Origin of the sequence: Methanothrix sp. (genome assembly GCA_029907715.1) — an archaeon.
In the GTDB taxonomy this organism is placed as follows: Archaea; Halobacteriota; Methanosarcinia; order Methanotrichales; family Methanotrichaceae; genus Methanothrix_B.
The window spans coordinates 90,172-106,977 of record JARYLI010000003.1 but is presented as its reverse complement, the minus strand read 5'-3'; the positions used below and the strand labels follow the sequence as shown (position 1 = coordinate 106,977).

At 55.1% G+C, this 16,806-nt stretch carries 15 protein-coding genes; 9 read left to right on the top strand and 6 right to left on the bottom strand.

From position 1 onward, the window contains the following. Nucleotides 1-67 precede the first annotated feature (67 nt). Entirely contained in the window at nucleotides 68-1,594 is a 1,527-nt protein-coding gene (locus tag QHG98_03490) for a DUF87 domain-containing protein (protein MDH7596793.1), read from the top strand. Nucleotides 1,595-1,838: 244 nt separating this feature from the next. Here QHG98_03490 and QHG98_03485 read toward each other — a convergent pair whose 3' ends face one another. After that, entirely contained in the window at nucleotides 1,839-2,612 is a 774-nt protein-coding gene (locus tag QHG98_03485) for a hypothetical protein (GenBank protein MDH7596792.1), read from the bottom strand. A gap of 138 nt (nucleotides 2,613-2,750) precedes the next feature. Between QHG98_03485 and QHG98_03480 the strand changes: the two genes are divergently transcribed. Then, nucleotides 2,751-3,212 carry a hypothetical protein gene (locus QHG98_03480; protein ID MDH7596791.1) on the top strand — a complete coding sequence of 154 codons (462 nt, stop codon included), beginning with the start codon at nucleotides 2,751-2,753 and terminating at the stop codon, nucleotides 3,210-3,212. Nucleotides 3,213-3,445: 233 nt separating this feature from the next. Here QHG98_03480 and QHG98_03475 read toward each other — a convergent pair whose 3' ends face one another. Both QHG98_03475 and QHG98_03470 read right to left on the bottom strand, forming a co-directional pair. Continuing rightward, nucleotides 3,446-3,916: a GNAT family N-acetyltransferase gene (locus QHG98_03475; GenBank protein ID MDH7596790.1), complete on the bottom strand. Its 471-nt coding sequence runs from the start codon at nucleotides 3,914-3,916 to the stop codon at nucleotides 3,446-3,448. Between the two features lie 16 nt (nucleotides 3,917-3,932). Beyond that, nucleotides 3,933-4,400 carry a lamin tail domain-containing protein gene (locus QHG98_03470; GenBank protein ID MDH7596789.1) on the bottom strand — a complete coding sequence of 156 codons (468 nt, stop codon included), beginning with the start codon at nucleotides 4,398-4,400 and terminating at the stop codon, nucleotides 3,933-3,935. Nucleotides 4,401-4,843: 443 nt separating this feature from the next. Between QHG98_03470 and QHG98_03465 the strand changes: the two genes are divergently transcribed. Next, entirely contained in the window at nucleotides 4,844-6,991 is a 2,148-nt protein-coding gene (locus QHG98_03465; GenBank protein ID MDH7596788.1) for an STT3 domain-containing protein, read from the top strand. Here the strand turns inward: QHG98_03465 and gltA are convergent. Then, entirely contained in the window at nucleotides 6,956-8,329 is a 1,374-nt protein-coding gene (gltA, locus tag QHG98_03460) for an NADPH-dependent glutamate synthase (GenBank protein MDH7596787.1), read from the bottom strand. The two genes, QHG98_03465 and gltA, sit on opposite strands and share 36 nt — an antisense overlap. Before the next feature lie 210 nt (nucleotides 8,330-8,539). On the opposite strand from gltA, the gene QHG98_03455 reads away from it, so the two are divergent. Further along, complete coding sequence (locus QHG98_03455; GenBank protein ID MDH7596786.1) at nucleotides 8,540-9,748, top strand: bifunctional 3,4-dihydroxy-2-butanone-4-phosphate synthase/GTP cyclohydrolase II; 1,209 nt, start codon at nucleotides 8,540-8,542, stop codon at nucleotides 9,746-9,748. 59 nt (nucleotides 9,749-9,807) lie between these two features. On the opposite strand, the gene QHG98_03450 is transcribed toward QHG98_03455, so the two are convergent. Then, nucleotides 9,808-10,245: an Hsp20/alpha crystallin family protein gene (locus tag QHG98_03450; protein MDH7596785.1), complete on the bottom strand. Its 438-nt coding sequence runs from the start codon at nucleotides 10,243-10,245 to the stop codon at nucleotides 9,808-9,810. 219 nt (nucleotides 10,246-10,464) lie between these two features. Between QHG98_03450 and QHG98_03445 the strand changes: the two genes are divergently transcribed. The 4 genes from QHG98_03445 (at nucleotide 10,465) to QHG98_03430 (ending at nucleotide 12,983) form a co-directional block, all read left to right on the top strand. Further along, nucleotides 10,465-10,839 (top strand): secondary thiamine-phosphate synthase enzyme YjbQ, encoded by a 375-nt coding sequence (locus QHG98_03445; protein ID MDH7596784.1) that lies wholly within the window; start codon nucleotides 10,465-10,467, stop codon nucleotides 10,837-10,839. Between the two features lie 735 nt (nucleotides 10,840-11,574). Further along, nucleotides 11,575-11,748, top strand: coding sequence for a F420H2 dehydrogenase subunit FpoO (gene fpoO / locus QHG98_03440; GenBank protein ID MDH7596783.1), 174 nt, complete (start codon nucleotides 11,575-11,577; stop codon nucleotides 11,746-11,748). Between the two features lie 50 nt (nucleotides 11,749-11,798). Continuing rightward, nucleotides 11,799-12,107 carry an OB-fold nucleic acid binding domain-containing protein gene (locus tag QHG98_03435; GenBank protein ID MDH7596782.1) on the top strand — a complete coding sequence of 103 codons (309 nt, stop codon included), beginning with the start codon at nucleotides 11,799-11,801 and terminating at the stop codon, nucleotides 12,105-12,107. 297 nt (nucleotides 12,108-12,404) lie between these two features. Next, nucleotides 12,405-12,983 (top strand): MBL fold metallo-hydrolase, encoded by a 579-nt coding sequence (locus QHG98_03430; GenBank protein MDH7596781.1) that lies wholly within the window; start codon nucleotides 12,405-12,407, stop codon nucleotides 12,981-12,983. 44 nt (nucleotides 12,984-13,027) lie between these two features. Here the strand turns inward: QHG98_03430 and QHG98_03425 are convergent, their stop codons facing one another. Then, complete coding sequence (locus QHG98_03425; protein ID MDH7596780.1) at nucleotides 13,028-14,281, bottom strand: UbiD family decarboxylase; 1,254 nt, start codon at nucleotides 14,279-14,281, stop codon at nucleotides 13,028-13,030. A 233-nt stretch (nucleotides 14,282-14,514) separates the two neighbouring features. Between QHG98_03425 and QHG98_03420 the strand changes: the two genes are divergently transcribed. Next, nucleotides 14,515-16,668: a tetratricopeptide repeat protein gene (locus tag QHG98_03420; protein ID MDH7596779.1), complete on the top strand. Its 2,154-nt coding sequence runs from the start codon at nucleotides 14,515-14,517 to the stop codon at nucleotides 16,666-16,668. Nucleotides 16,669-16,806 lie beyond the last annotated feature (138 nt).

Here is a 16,806-nt window from a genome sequence, read left to right as displayed (position 1 = left end):
AGAGAAAATATATTTAAGGTGGAGCAGAGATTCATCAGAGGGAGTAGCTGAGCAGCGGTGATGATCCTTGCGAGGTTCTGTTGGTGTGATAGTGGGTGAGACCAGCCCACTCCAGTTCAAATTCATGATCCACGGCGCTGTGGGCAGGGGCGACTATGTGAAGGTGAGGGGCGAGGGCAAGAGCTGGATACTCGCCCAGGTTGAGGAGATAAGGAGATCGAACACCGCGTACAGCATCGCCCACATGGAGAGGGGCTGCACACAGACGTGCAGGGAGTGGGTCGTTGCAGATGCACGTGTTATAGGAGTACCCTCAGAGGGTCGCATAAGATCGCCTGCAACGCCGCCCAGGCCGGGTGAGGAGGTTTATGCAGCAGATGAGAGGATGATAGCTGCTGCCCTGGGGCTTGCCAAAGGCGATATGTACATAGGCATCCTGAAGGGGCACGATCTCAGGGTGGAGCTCGATGCCAACACGCTTGTGCAGAAACACTGCAGCGTTCTGGCCAAGACCGGCAGCGGTAAATCGTACACTGCCGCGGTGATCCTGGAGGAGCTGCTAGATAAGGGTGTGGCGCTTCTCGTGATAGACACGCACGGCGAGTACGGCTCGATGAGGTACCCGAACAAGGAGGGGGACTTCAGCAGGTTCGGGGTTAAGCCAAAAGGCTACAACATAACCGTGTACACCCCAGCGAACCTTGCGGTGAACCCGAGGGCGGACAGGCCGTTCAGGTTCGATGGATTGAACCTCTCCGCCAGGGATATAGCCAGGATGCTCCCTGAGGACTCGACCAATGGATCTGTGGCTCTTCTATACGAGGCGATAGCTTCTTTGAAATCGGAGAGGGAGAGCTACGATCTCGAGGATATAATAAAGCAGGTTGAGAAGTCCACATCCAAGTCGAAGTGGACGCTGATCGGGCAGCTCGAGCAGCTCCTCGAGATGGGCATCTTTTCAGGGGAGCCAACGAGGCCTGAGGAGCTCCTCCAGCGGGGCCATGCGTCTGTGATCGACATGACCGGAGTTCCGCAGGAGATGCAGCCGATGATAGTCGCAAAGCTGCTAACAGACCTATTCGAGGCCCGGAAGCTTGGAAGGGTCTGCCCGGGGATGGTTGTCGTAGAGGAGGCGCACAACTACATACCTGAGAGGGGAACGGGCAAGGCAGCGTCAACATCCATAATAAGAACGATCGCTGCAGAGGGGCGCAAGTTTGGCATGGGTCTGATGATCATCAGCCAGAGGCCTGCGAGGGTCGACAAGAATGTCCTGTCACAGTGCAACACCCAGATAATAATGCGCGTGACAAATCCAAATGATCTAAAGGCTTTATCGAAGGGGCTGGAGGGTATGAGCTCCGAGCTCGAGGAGGAGATCAAGAGGCTGCCTCCAGGGACGGCGATGATCGTGAGCAATGAGATCGAGAGACCCATTGTTGTGAACATCAGGCCCAGAAGGTCGAGGCACGGCGGCGTCAGCACCCCGATAGTGATGACCGGGCAGCCGGTGAAAGGCCCTGCACCCAGGAGAGAGCCGCAGAAGGGGCCGGGTCTGTTCCTCAAGAAGGTTCTCGGCCCGAGAGGAGCATGATTGCGATTTGGCTCCTGCGGTTCAATCCTTCTGTTCGGCGACCCGCCGTAAAGATCTTCGAGCTGTGTCGGCTGGATGACGCCGCAGGGCAGCCCACCTAAAAACAAGCTGCCTGTCTCCACGGTCTCATGGCAGCCTCCGACCTCGCTTTTCTCTGTATGTGCTCCTCTGAAAGCCCCGATGCCTGTGTACGGGGATCCGGCCCTGCAGCCATGTCACGCTGCAGGGCCTGGCTCTGGATGCTTTATGTAGTCAGATGCACATCATTGACCGAGACGACTCCGGGCGATAGCGGCGAGAAGGGTACGTCTATGTACACGTCGTCATTGTAATCGTAGATTGGTACGCCATTCATCGTGTTGCCGTTTGCGTTGTAGAATCTGATCGTCGCTATGCTTTCCTGCCAGACGGGCGGATAGATCGGGAATCCAATTATCATCGGGATTATGAGTCTGTTATGATCCTCATGATAGTCCAGAACCTTGCTGCCTCCAGGCAGGTCCGTAATACCATCTTTATCCTCATCCACATCGCTCAGTCGCACATCATTTGTCGCCGTGATCCCGGCTGGAAGCAGGGTCTTCAGGTATATCAGATCATTGACATCGTATCCAGGCGAAGAGCCGTACAGATCCATAAAGTATATGCCTGCTATGAGTGGCGGTGCTGGCAAGGGCAGCAGTGGCTGGCCGCAGTCGATATCACGTGCCTTCACCTTGCTGCCAGCGGTCAGTCCCAGGTCTGGTATGGTTGTCAGACGAATATCATTCGCATTGATCGTGGCGGGAACCGCGCTTCCGAAGTGGAGGTAGACCATATCATCCTCATCGAAGATTTGCGGAGTCTGCCCGACATCCCAGTATCCTATGTCTATCGGCACCTGGGATCCGCCAAAGTCGACCAGAGGATGACCCAGATCTGGTGAGGTGTTATCCACCTTCGAACCGAAATCGTACGATGATGCGACCCCAATCAGTATCACAAAGCCCACCGTGAGATACAAAGTACTGCGGAACATGGAAGCCTCCTTTTTGAAATAGGCTAAACTTAATTTTAAAGTTTTCTTATATATGGCTTTTGGTTATGCATCGGAACCTGAAGGGCGAGGACGTCCCCCGGCAATAGTTTTATCTATCGCCATGTAGATCATGATATCATGAGGTGTCTCACCTATCCTTATCCGATCGAGACGCTCAGGCACTGGTACGTCACGCCTGTTGGTGGAAAATCCTCAGAGCTGGATCCTGGGGAGCTCGGGCTGAACCGTGAGGCGATAGTCGAGAACACCGATCTGATACCGTTCGAGGACAGGGTTCTGCTCTCCAGGCTTGAGGGTGGGAGCTCCAAACCGCTCTTCGCCAGGAAGTACTTCAGGATCGTCCCGCTCGACAGCTCCAAGCCAGACGCGCTATCGAAATCTCCACTTGGCGAGGCCATACTCCCTGCCTCTGATAACGAGACCGACCGGATAAAAGTTGGAGAGATGGTGGTGATAAACAGCGTCCTGAGCAGGGTGCACACCCGCGGACTCCCAGCGATCATCGACAGGATGATACGAAGCAGGTCTGACTCGCACCTGCTGGACGTGATCTACACGAAGGAGAGAAAGCAGAGCTGATATACATGAGATTGTCTGTGTTCTGAGGCGCGTTTCAGATCCGCTCTTATCCATCTGATGACTTGCCCAAATAGACTCAGGTCCTCCCATGCCATTCACGGCAGATAATTGCTACAGCAGCCAAACCACTCAGCCTCCAAGTTGCCAAATACATAAGAGCGTTCAGATCATCCTGCAACCCATCAAAGACTCAGCGCATGCCGGTGCGCATCGATCTTAACCGACAGATCGCATCAGAGGATTTTGCGCATTATCAGGGCTGCTTCACCATCTGAGTAGTAGCTTGGGATCACGTTATCAACCACGAAGCCCATGGATGAATAGAGGCTCTGCGCTCTTCTGTTCCCTATCCTTACCTCCAGCGTTGCGCTCACAGCGCCGAGCCTCCTGAAGAGACGGAGAATCGCAGAGAGCAGGCTCCTGCCGATACCTCGCCCCTGGTATGCAGACCTCACAGCGAGCCAGAATACCCTACCCTCGAGTGGTGTGTGCTTGAAACCTATCACAACACCCACGACCTCACCAGCGACCTCGGCGACAAGCATAGTCTGGGGATGGTACTCATGGAACGTCATGAATAGCTCCGGGCTGTAACCACCTCCGACCTCCCTGTCTATCTCCATAATGGATGGCAGATCCTTCAGATCGAACTGCCTGATCGCCGGCCGGAATATGCGACCCCTGCCGTCTGAGCTTCTCTCCATCGTCTGAAACGCCCTTTCAGTAGGGCAGAACGTTCGGCTTGCCCCTCGTCGATGGGATGTACGCCCAGTCAGAGGTTCTGTCCGTGTCCACGCCATCTGGATATCTGGACCAGTCTGAGCCATCATCCCTGTCGTCCATCAGCATCGGCGTCCTGTCAACCTCGTTGCCCACCTGGTCATAGAGTATCACAGTCGCATTGAACCCGTGATCCCATCTCTGGTCGCCGGTGAGAACCCTGTACTCGCCTGCCCTCAGGACCGTTCCAACAGGCACCGTGATAGTTCCGGACCATGGAAACTGTGCGCCTGATTCCCCGGGCACAGTGGAGATGACGACCGCCTGCCATCCTCCGATATCCACATCCTCATCACCGGAGTTGAAGAGCTCGATCCATTCCACCGCATACGGCTGGTCAGATGGTGGATTCAGCTCAAACTCATTTACGACCACGCTCCCCTCTGCGAGGGCGAGAAGACATATCACCGAAAGCAAACATCCAGCATTGCATATGTTACCTGACATTGGACATCACCCCTTCCATGGTGGCCAATGGATATGAGGATTCCTATCAGCATATCACGAAAAAATTTTATTTATAATAATATTATTTATCATGCAATCTTTAAACCCCGTGCTCCTTCCAGGCTGCTCTGTATGGCCATATCAACATCAGGAAGTGGAAAGCCCAAACTGTTCAGCTCCGAACCTTTGAGCTTCTACAGTCGGCGTTTTGACCGGGGTTTCAACATGGTTCATGGGGTACATGAAGTCAAGACTTGGGACTGGACACTTGAAAACCCAGACCTAAAAGATTATTAACATCCTGGTAATATACAGCGGGAGTTGATAACCATCTGGCCGATTCGCATCAACTGCTGGAGTCTGAAGACCGGAGTTTACGCTGCTCTGCACCCCCAGGAGGTTCTATGAACCGAAGAGATGCTGCAACCCTTGCGATCGCTGTTATGCTAAGCCTGGCCGTACGGCTTGCTCCTGCACTGTACAGGGGCGATATAATCTTCGACGGTTATGATGAGTACTATCATCTCAGGAGGATCTTTTACACATTCCACCACTTTCCACACACGCTCTGGTTCGATTCGTACATAAACTACCCTCATGGCCTTGAGATATCATGGCCTCCCCTCTTCGACATCGTCGTTGCGGCCCTAGCGCATGTTGCAGCACCTCTGATCGGTGAGAGCTCTGTGGAGACGGTCGCAGCGGTGATCTCCCCGATCCTGGGCGGCATTCTTGTGGTGGTTGTTTACGCCATCGCGCGAGAGGTTTTCGATGGGAGAACCGCTCTGATCTCGGCAATCCTCCTGGCTGTATGCCCCTACAGCGTCATCAGAACGTCGTTCGGCTCTCCGGATCATCACAGCCTTGAGGTACTCCTCTTCTCTTTGATAGTGCTGCTCCTGCTGTACACACTCAGAGGGGGGTACATCTGGAGCATTTTTGCGGGTATCGGAATGGCAGCTCTCGCCTACACATGGGCAGGTGCACCGATTTACCTTCTCATCATACCTTCATTTGCAGTTCTGCGAGCCGTTCTCAGCCTTAGGGAAGGCAGCTCCTTCGATTACAGGCCTATGCTCATGAGCCTCGCCCTCGCATCTGCTCTCGTCCTGCCATTCGGCTTCAGCAGCTGGCTGCACGTATCCTTTCTGGCCATCATGATCATCACCGCAACCGTCCTTGTGACGGCCATCGCACAGCAGCTGGCTCTCAGGAAGAATCTGCCATGGATCGTTCTGCCGGCGTCCCTTACCGCATTTGCTCTTATAATCATACTCATCAACCACAGCCGGCTCCAAAGCGCAATGGTCTACCTGATCGGTGGAGAGATGACAGGAAAGATAGCGGAGGCTGAGCCGCTCTTCGTTAATACAGACCCCTTCACGCCGCTGACGCTCTGGCTCCTCCTGTACATCCTGGGAACAGCTCTTCTCCTCCATGAGATCACAACGGGGGGTGTTAAGAGGGATGCCAGACTGATCCTCCTGATCTGGGCAGTCCTGGCGCTCGCCCTGACATTCGGCCAGAAGAGGTTCATCTACGTCTCATCAACAGTAGGGCCCATACTGATGGCTCTGCTGCTCATCAGGGCGATCATCTGGATCAGATCATACCCATCGCGCAGGTTTATCGCTGGAGCGGCCCTTGCCATCATGATAGCTCTTCCCATCATGGATCTCCCAGGAATAGTCAGCTCCGAGCCTGCGATCACGCAGGACTGGGTGGAGTCGCTCGAATGGTTGAGAAACAGCACACCTCAGACAGGCCACTTCGAGGAGCCGTTCCAGGTCCCTGAGTATGGCGTGATGTGCTGGTGGGACTACGGAAACTGGATTGTCTACATAGGAGAGCGGCCGGTGGTTGCAAACAACTTCCAGACAGGGGTCGTGGAGGGGTCGAGGTTCTTCTTATCCGAGAAAGAGGATTCGGCTGTGAGGATCCTGAACGACAGACGTGCCAGATATGTGATCACTGATCTCACAATGATCTATGGAAAGCTCCAGGCGATATGCAGCTGGCTCGGCGAGGATCCGTCCACATATCAGATGATCCACACAAAAGACGGTGTGCAGACCGTGCGCAATCTGCAGCGGCTCAACAGGACGATGCTTGCAGGTTTGCATCTTGGCGACTGCAGCTACATGGAGCACTTCCGTCTCATCCACGAGTCGAGGAGCTTTGCAGGGCCTTATGGTGAAAAGCCTGCAGCGATGATCAAGATCTTCGAATACGTCCCTGGAGCGGTCATCAGGGGGAGAGCAAATGATGACAGGATCATTGTCGCTGTCCTGAACCTCAGCTCGAACCTTGGCAGGCCCTTCCAGTACGTGAACTACGCTGTCCCGCGCAACGGGAGCTACGAGATCAGGGTCCCGTACTCGACTGAGGGCGCTTATGGCATAAAAGCTGCAGGGCCCTATCAGGTTGTTGAGATCACGCCAGCCACCGATGGCTCGGGGGCTGTGGCGTTCGTTAACATCACAGAGGAGGATGTCACGGAGGGCAGGATCGTGGAGCTAGGGCCGCCAGTCTCTGCCGTCCCTGAGCCATGAGTCGATGTCTGATGCCGCCCTCTTCCCCGCGCCCATCGCGCTTATCACGGTTGCGCTTCCAGTCGCTATATCCCCCCCTGCCCACACCCTCTCGATCGATGTTCTTCCTCTCTCATCCACGTCCACAGTGCCCCATCTTGTTGTTCTGAGACCTGGAACGCTTCTGAGCACGAGGGGATTTGGAACCGTGCCGATGGCTATGATCGCTGTATCGATCTCCATGCTGAACTCGGATCCCTTCTTCTCAACAGGTCTTCTCCTCCCGCTGGCATCCGGCTCCCCGAGTTCCATCCTGATGCACTCCATCGCTCTGACCATCCCATCGCCCTTGAACCCGACCGGGTTCGTGAGAAAATCGAAAATAACGCCCTCCTCCTTCGCGTTCTCGATCTCCTCAAGCCTGGCGGGCATCTCAGCCTCGGATCTCCGATAGACGATATGCACCTCTTCCGCCCCGAGCCGCAGAGCGGATCTGGCCGCATCCATGGCGACGTTGCCTCCCCCGATGACAGCGACCCTCCTGCCTCTCTTTATCGGGGTGTCGAAATCCGGGAACCTGTATGCCTTCATCAGGTTGATTCTTGTGAGATATTCATTCGCAGAGTATATCCCGCCGAGGTTCTCGCCAGGGACGTTCAGGAATCTCGGGGCCCCAGCGCCTATGCCCAGGAAGATGGCGTCATATCTTCTGAGAAGATCCTGGACCTTCACAGTCCTTCCAACTACAGAGTCGAGCTCTATCCTGACTCCCAGAGACCTAACGTAATCGACCTCCTTCTTAACAATGCTCTTGGGCAGCCTGAACTCCGGTATCCCATATGTGAGAACCCCACCAGCCTCGTGCAGAGCCTCGAATATCGTCACCTCATAACCCATCAGTGCGAGATCCGCTGCGCATGTGAGCCCTGCAGGACCGGAGCCAACGACCGCGATGCTCTTTCCTCTCGTGCTCTCCCTGAATTCCACGACATCATGACCGAAGTCGGCTGCGTATCTCTCGAGCCTCCCTATCGCGACAGGCTCGTCATTCCTTGAGAGAACACACCTGCTCTCGCACTGCTCCTCCTGAGGGCAGACCCTGCCGCATATCCCGGGCAGGCTGTTCCTGCGCTTGATTATCCTGAGCGCCTCATCAGCATCGCCTCTTCTGAGCGCATCTATGAACTGCGGGATCTCGACGCCGACAGGACAGCCCTCGACACATCCGGGCTTTTTGCACCCCAGACATCTATCAGCCTCGCGAAGCGCATCCTCATCGCTGTATCCTAGAGCCACCTCTGAGAAGTTCCTGCGCCTCACCTCAGGGGGCTGCTTTGGCATCTTCACTCTGGGCGACATTCGCCTCCCAGATGATTGATCTCTGCCAAATAGCTGACGGATATCTACAGATGCTCAGATCTGAGGGTCTGGAACATGCCACAAAACACGCAATTGTTCTCGGTTGCGGGCTCGAACCTGTGAATGATGTGCACGCACAAAGAATCTCAGAATTCCGTCTTTCGGGGACCTCCCAAGAGTTTAAGTATTTTTCACCACCTCCGCAGTATCATGCCTTTCTCTACAGTGGATGAGGCGATAAAGGACATTCGCGATGGAAAGTTCGTGATAGTGCTGGATGATGAATCAAGGGAGAACGAGGGAGATCTGGTGATGGCCGCTGAGAAGGTCACGCCGGAGGCCATCAACTTCATGGCGAAACATGCACGCGGCCTGATCTGCGTTCCGCTCACCGCCGAGCGCATCCGCCAGCTGGAGCTCCCGATGATGACGCAGCAGAACACGGAGAGCATGGGAACTGCGTTCACGGTATCGGTAGATGCCAGACGGGGTGTCACCACCGGAATCTCGGCGTTCGATCGCGCGACGACGATCAGGACGCTGATAGACCCATCCACAACACGCGCAGACCTCGCGACTCCCGGACACACATTCCCACTCCAGGCGCTCGACGGCGGAGTCCTGAGGCGGGCGGGGCATACAGAGGCTGCGGTGGACCTGGCTCGTCTCGCAGGTCTCTATCCGGCGGGCGTGATATGCGAGATCATGGCTGAGGACGGCACCATGGCGCGCCTTCCGGAGCTCGAGAGGTTCGCGGAGAAGCACGGTCTCAGGATGGTGACCATCGAGGATCTGATAAGATACAGGATCAGAAGGGAGCGGCTTGTAAGAAGAATCGCAGAGGTAGAGATGCCCACTGAATACGGCGATTTCAGGGCCATAGGGTACGAGAGCATGCTCGATGGGCAGTGTCATGTTGCTCTTGTGGCCGGCGATCCCGCAGCGGATGATGCCCTTGTCAGGGTGCACTCGCAGTGTCTCACAGGGGACACGTTCAGGTCGAAGAGGTGCGACTGCGGCGAGCAGCTGAGCAGGGCGCTGCGGATGATAAGCAGAAACGGAAATGGTGTTCTGGTTTACATGAACCAGGAGGGGCGCGGGATAGGTCTTGCGAACAAGCTTAGGGCCTACGAGCTCCAGGACGGCGGCAGCGATACGGTCGAGGCGAACCACAGGCTTGGATATCCCGCGGATCTGAGGGACTACGGGATAGGCGCCCAGATACTCCTGGATCTGGGGATAAGAAAAATAAGGCTCCTGACAAACAACCCCAGGAAGATCGTGGGCCTGCAGGGATACGGGCTGGAGATAGTGGAGCGGGTCCCCCTCGAGGTCGAGCCGAACGAGATCAACAGGCACTACCTCGAGACGAAGAGGGACAAGCTGCACCACATGCTTCTCCTCACAGATCCGAGGTAATTCATGGTGGGGGCGCCCTGGCACCCCACCATCATCATCTCCGGACTCTGGAGATGCCCTCACTCTATCGTAATCCTCTTCTTCGCGGATACGAGCTTTGGTACCACGATCTCCAGGATTCCGTCCTTGAGCTTGGCCTTCGCCTCCTCGGCCCTGACCTCGCCCGGCAGGGTTATGATCCTCTCGAAGCTGCCGCGCCTCTCCCTCAGGAAGTAGCTGCCCTCCTTCAGCTCCCTTCTGGCCTTCAGCCTCAGACCGTCCTCTGTGATCGTGACCTCCACATCCTTCTTGTCCACGCCGGGAAGGTCAACTGTTATCACAATATCATCATCCCTTTCCTCGATGTCGACCGGTGGGACCTCGCCCATCTCCTCCATCAGGCCGGTCAGACGCTCCTGGAACCTCCTCATCTCCTTCGAATCGATGCCCATCTCCTCAAGCATGCGGTTTATTCTCTTCTGGAACCATCTTATGTCTTCTGGGGATATCACAGCCATCAAATCACCATAAATAAATTGCATCTATTAATTTATCAGCCTTGCGATGTATATTAAGCGGACGACGAGGCTGAGGCTGCTGAACAGAGCTGCATGCTGAAAACGCCCGATGGGCCGTGCCCTCGTATCATTGGACTCCCTCTCAACCTGTCCACCGAGTTTCCAGCATCATAGGGAGCAGCACTACATTCTTAAATCTGAGACTGAGATTCAAATCACATGATAGAGATTGTGACCACCAGGGGCAGCGAGGTGGTGGATATCACCCCAAAGGTCCAGAGAGCTGTCAGGGAGAGCGGTGTGATCGATGGCATCTGTCTGGTGTACACGCTCCACACCACCACAGCGGTGATCGTGAACGAGGCAGAAAGCGGTCTTTTGATGGATATCATCGATAAGATAAAAGAGATCGTGCCGGGTGCAGGGTATGAGCATGGTGAGAATGGTCCTGCTCATCTTCAGGCATCGATCCTGGGCAACAGCGTTGCTCTTCCCGTCGAGAACGGCATGCCTCTCCTGGGAACGTGGCAGAGGATCCTCTTTGTGGAGCTGGACGGGCCGCGACGCAGGCGCGTTGGGGTGAAGGTAATCTGAAGAGGATCCCTAAAAACATGCTTTTTTGATATAAAACAGCATCTATACAATTACTTAGCGACATGGGCAGATCGTAGAAATGGGGGTTAATAGGAATACTCTGAAGTGTATTTGCTCAATATCGTGAGCGTGCTTGAGTTGCTGATCGAGTGGAGCCGATATGGCACAGTCATTCAAGAAATCTGTTGAGAGAGGAGCTCGCATCAACGTATTGAGCATGTTCTCCGAAGTGCAGGGGCAGTGTGCGAGCAACGGAAAACACAATGGCTTATGTGATCGCATCGTCTGATGTGGAGCTCCGGTAATCCGATACAATCGACTTCGTCCCTTTCCGTGAGGCTATCGATCCATGAATTGCAGAGATGTGTCGATGCTATTATCCATCTGATGACTCGCCAGAAGAGACACTTGTTCTGCTTTCATTTCTGGAGAATGAATGAGTGCTCACAGCAGCCGCACTTGCACGATCCCCAAGTTGCCAGACACGTAAGAGCTGTGATTCTGGATCTGATCTGCCTGAGGCTGCTTTGTTGAATAATGCTTGAGAATCTGGTGGCAGTGCTTCAATTCGTACAAAAATCGATAGCGATCGACCTTTTAAGTATTAATTATTCAACACAGCATATGAGGCAGAATGTGTTTCCGGCCGGCGCTGTCTGTGGAGATGCTCGCACCATGTCGAGAGAAAGATTAAATTTGTATTAGCGCCAGCAGGTCTGGCAGGAGGAGTTCTTTATGGCAGACTGCGATCTCTGTACTGTGGCAAAGCCGACTCTGATACCGATAAAGGTCAAGGTGCACACGCTTGCGAATCCCGAGGGCGCATACAAGGGCGTTTGCGAGAGCTGTCTCGAGGCGCTCAATGCTGCATGGGTGGAGCGGTTCGGTTCCAAGGAGAACAAGAAGTAGTATCTGCGGGGGCACTGGGCATCTGGCTGCAGAGAGAGGAGAAGATAGCGGTGGTCCTGCTTCTGATGGCCCTCTCCTCTCTGGCCGTCGCTTACTGGGCCTTTGGCGTCTCTGGATCAGACGATGAGATCTCGCTGAGCGGAAGGATTGTCAGCATCAGAGAGACCCGTACCGGCGGCCATCTCATAATCACGCTGGACTCAACCCCGATGCAGATCTTTCTGCCAGCGAGGGTGGCAGGTAAGGTCAGAGGGAGTCTGTCACCGGGTGATCTGGTACAGGTCAGAGGACGTGTCTCCGAGTACATGGGCAGAAGCGAGATTGAGGTGAGCAGGCCCTCGGATATAGCAAGGCTGTGATTGCAGGCGTGCAAGGGGGTTTTGCATATCTGGTCAAGAGCGCACTTTCAGCAGCTACGGCCTGCGGCATTCATCCTCTGGGCACAAAAATGGCGTCGGTTCATCCCCGTGATTCAGCGGATCGAACATGCTCAATACGTTGATGTGAGCTCCTCTCTCAACAGATTTCTTGAACGACTGTGCCATAGCGGCTCCACTCGATCAGCAACTCAAGCACGCTCACGATATTGAGCAAATACGCTGTATGGTTGGTTGACGTTGGTTTGCCAGAGTTCAACTCTTTGATGATTCAACCACATGAGCCGGGATGTGATTCCCATGAAGATCGTGCTCGTGAAGCCGGGCTCTCTGAAGAGGGATGAAGCCGGAAACATCCTTTACGCAAGCTCATCCGTGACGCTGATCATCTCAGACAGGATTCTGGTGGTGGATACCGGATCCGCCGATGAGAGAGGGCTGGTTTTTGATGGTCTGAGAAGAGCTGGAGCATCACCAGACGACATAGAGATCGTGGTCAACACACATCTGCATGAGGATCACACAGGCTGCAACGATATGTTCTGCAACGCGGATGTGCTCTCCTACCATACAGGTCTCCGCGAGGGCTGCGTTCTGGCGCAGGGCGTGAGGGTCATGGAGACACCAGGGCACACGCTGGACAGCATATCTGTTCTGTGCAGGGGGGATACGGTGATCGCTGGCGATGCTCTGCCGACCGCCGACAATCACATCAAGGATCTTCCGCCGAGAATACATGTGGACAGGGCGCTCGCCCTCAGGAGCATGCACAGGATCGCCGGCATTGCCAGGATTGTGGTTCCCGGGCACGGAATGCCATTCTCGATTCCTGATGGGCGCGACGCTGAGCTCAGATGATTCCCTCGGTTTCAGAGGCTCGATTAGCATTGTTCTGGCAAACATCACCATGGTCGGGCCACGCGCCTGAACTTCCAGAGTCTGTCCAGCTTCGCGGTCGCATCGACCCCGACCTTTGTCGTTATCCCATCCACAGATCTTGGATCCAGCGTGCTTCCTCTAACATCCGGATACACGTAAATGTCCTGATCGCCGCGAACCCGTGTCGCGATCGCATACTCCAGCTCCCTCGGATCGTGGATATCGATATCTGTATCGACAACAAGCACATGCTTCAGGCTCCCGTGAGCTGCCATCGCGGCCTTTATGGCCCTCAGCCCATCCTCCTCCTCACTCTTCTCTATCTGAACAACCGCGTGGAAGTACGTGCATCCGCCCTCTGTCAGAAGCACGTTCCTGATCCTCACGACCTTTGATGCCTCTCTATATATCAGCGGCTCGTAGGGCACACCCATAAGCATCCTGTGCTCACCACCTGCAGGAAGAAGCGCATGATAGATCGCGTCATCCCTCATCATTATCCTCGTGATCTCTATGACAGGCTCCTCCCTCACAAGATCCATCGTGCCGGTGATGTCCACAAACGGCCCCTCCTGTGCCCTCTTCTCTGTCAGGTAACCTTCCAGAACGATCTCTGCATGGGGAACCGGAACGCCGTTGTCAAGGGTCACAACCTCAACCGCATCTCCCCGCAGAGCGGATGCGTACTCGAACTCCTTGCCTTCAGGAACTCTTGTTGAGGCTGCTATGAGAACCACTGGATCGACGCCGATGGCGATCGCCACTGGAAGCCTCCTGCCAGTCTCGATGGCTCTGGAGTACATCTGATGTGTGTGCCTTCCCGGGACAAGCCTGGCGGCCAGCCTTGTCCTGTCGAGAACCATCAGTCTGTGAACGCATGCGTTGATCCTCTCATCCAGCCTGGCCACAACCACGCCAGATGTTATGTACCGCCCGCCGTCTCCTTTGAAATGCCTCAGCACCGGCAGTCGCGACAGATCCGGCTCCAGGACGTTCTCCTGGAACTGCGAGGAGTCAACCTCTCTGACATGTCCATCATATCCAACAGATGAAAGATCGCGCGCGAGGTTCCTGGCGTCCATCCTCAGGGCACGGGCCAGAAGCTCCCTGCTCCCGAGTATGTTTATGCAGCACATGTGGCCATCTGCGTTGTGAAACAGCATCGGTCCCCTTCCGGCTGCGCGCATGGCCAGCTCATATTCTGTGGATACATGCTCATGGACCTCCTCGAGAACGCCATCCGCGCGGAGATCCTCCAGGAAAGATCTGAGGCTCATGGTGGGAAGTTGGCAGCATGCTTAATATATTCCCGCTCCTCGAGGGGGTCTGCAGCACAAACAATGAATTTTATTTTTGTTAAAAGAAATCAATATTATAATAATATGAAAATAATATATATTATGTTCTTTTTATTAGATATCGAATTTAATTAGAATCAGTCGTGAAATATAATGATTAGAATCTCTTTCATTCAAAAACTATTTAAAGATATAACTCATTGGATATACTGATGGACCAATTAGTAGTGCTTCATGAGATATTCGAGTCGTTCTCCAGGGGCACCGGCGCCCTCCGCGAAATCGAGCCCAGGGCGGTCGAGGGCAGGTGCGCCAGCCTTGTTGTGAAGCTCCTGCAGAGCTGTCTCGATAATGATATCGATGAGGAGGTGTGTCGCGAGCTCTCCGAATGCCTTAGCAACATCTACGAGCTCAAGAGGCTTGGCGACATATGCCGGCGGGCGGGCATGCCGGAGATCGCGATGAAATGCTACGCGAAGGCTCTCTCCCAGGCGCAGGAGCCGCATGTGCGCTCTGTGCTGATGAACAACCTCGGCCAGGTCCATGCGCAGAAGGGCGACCTGGGCAAGGCGATTGTCTACTATAAAAAGGCACTGGAGGGCTTTGAGTACGCAGGAGATCCAAGCAGCGCTGCCCATGTCATGGGGAACCTCGCATCTGCGTACAGGCGTGCGTACCAGTGGGATCGGGCCGTGGAGTGCTACTTCAAGGGTCTGAAGGGGTTCGAGAAGCTCAACGACAGCTTCGGCGTAGCCCAGATGACCGGCTCCCTGGGAAGAGTCTACGCAGAGATGGGAGAGAGGGAGCTCGCTGTGCTCTATTATGAGAAGAGCCTGAGGATGTTTGAGAATCTTGGCGATCGCAGGAGCGCAGCCTGGCTTCTGAGCCGTCTTGGAAGGGTGTATGCAGAGATGGGGAGGTGGGACGACTCGAAGAGATGCTTCGAGAGGAGTCTGTCCATCTTCGAGGATCTCGGCCAGAGCCAGAACGCAGGCATAGTTCTCTCTAACCTCGGCCGCTTCTACCTCGAAAAGGGGGATACAGATTCCGCCAGGGATTCTCTGGAGCGATCCCTGAAGATTTTAAGAAAGGAAATGCTTCCCGTTTACCCCAACACGGTTGCTGCGCTGGCAGCCACGTACAGCCTGCTCGCGCGCAGGTACGCGGATGAGGGGGATGTGCGGCAGTCGTCGCAGCTTTATTCAAGAGCGTCTGACTGTTTCAGCGAGCTGGCGCATCATCCGAGGATCCTCATATCCGAGCTGAAGGCGGCGGCTGGCCAGGCGAGATCTCTGTCGTATCTTGTGAAGCTCCGCGCAGACCCGCGCGAGGACGAGGCCGTCGCGCTGTGCGAGAGAGCGATCTCCGCGCTCGAGAGCACGATCGCCAGCACCGCCTCGAAGGACAGAGAGAAGGTCGCATCACTCGTACGCTGCCTGCAAGGGATAAAGGAGCTCTGGAGCATAGACCTGTACACAGCAGAGCCGTGGCGGATACTCGGCATGGTCTCTGTGGCCTCAGAGTACCTGATGGGTGGCATTCGAGAGCTGGCCAGGAGCCCTGGATCGTATAAAGAGATGCATGAAGCGCTTGTCGCCATCAACGGGGCGCTGGATGATGAGAGGCAGCGGAGGGACTCTTCGGCGAACCTGAGGAGAGCTGCTGAGCATCTCAGGGCATCGCAGGTGGAGGGCTTCGAGAAGATCGCCGCGACGCTCGAGATGGCTGGAAGATCTGAGCTTGTTCATGGAATGAGCCCCTCTGACATACTGAACTACGGGGCACACAGAAAGGCCCTGATGAGCATCGGCTGGGCAGCCGCGCAGAGTCTGCTCTCGGAGATTGACAGGACCGGCTGGATCTATGCATGGGATGAGGCCATGAACCTCTCAGAGACCGGACCGGTTGGCAGGACCGAGCGGATAAGAAGAAAAGCGGAGAGCATCGCGGAGATGAAGGAGGTGCCTGTGGTCGAGATTGGCTCTGTGAATCTCAGGGGCCCTGCAGTTGATGTGCCGGGGGAGAACGCTGTCGGGAGCACATCCATCGTGCCCGCGCAGACCGTGCTTGTATCAGCTGCGGCACCATCGCTGCCCGTTCGTCCTGAGACCATCCGCGCTGCAACCACGCTGGAGGGTCCATACGTCATCGAGAGCTTCACGGATTTTGCGCAGGAAGATGCATTTTACGATGAGCCGCAGAGAGAGAGCGTGGATCCCAGCGCTGATACTGCTTACTCAGAGTCTGCCCATGTGGTTCACAGAAGCAATCTGAGGGATTCGATCGCCGCGAGGATCATCGTGGGGCTGATCGCGCTGGCCGGGACAGCATACGCGATAATGCATGTGATTCTGGGAGTCCTGTAATCATGAGGTGCAAGATTTTCAGCAAGCTGTCCCGCAGAGCAGATGGATGGGATGGGCCGGTCTCAGGGCATATCATGCAGCTTCTGGATGAACTCAAATCCAGGATGGGAACGGCTCATCTGTGGCCGGTCATCGGCG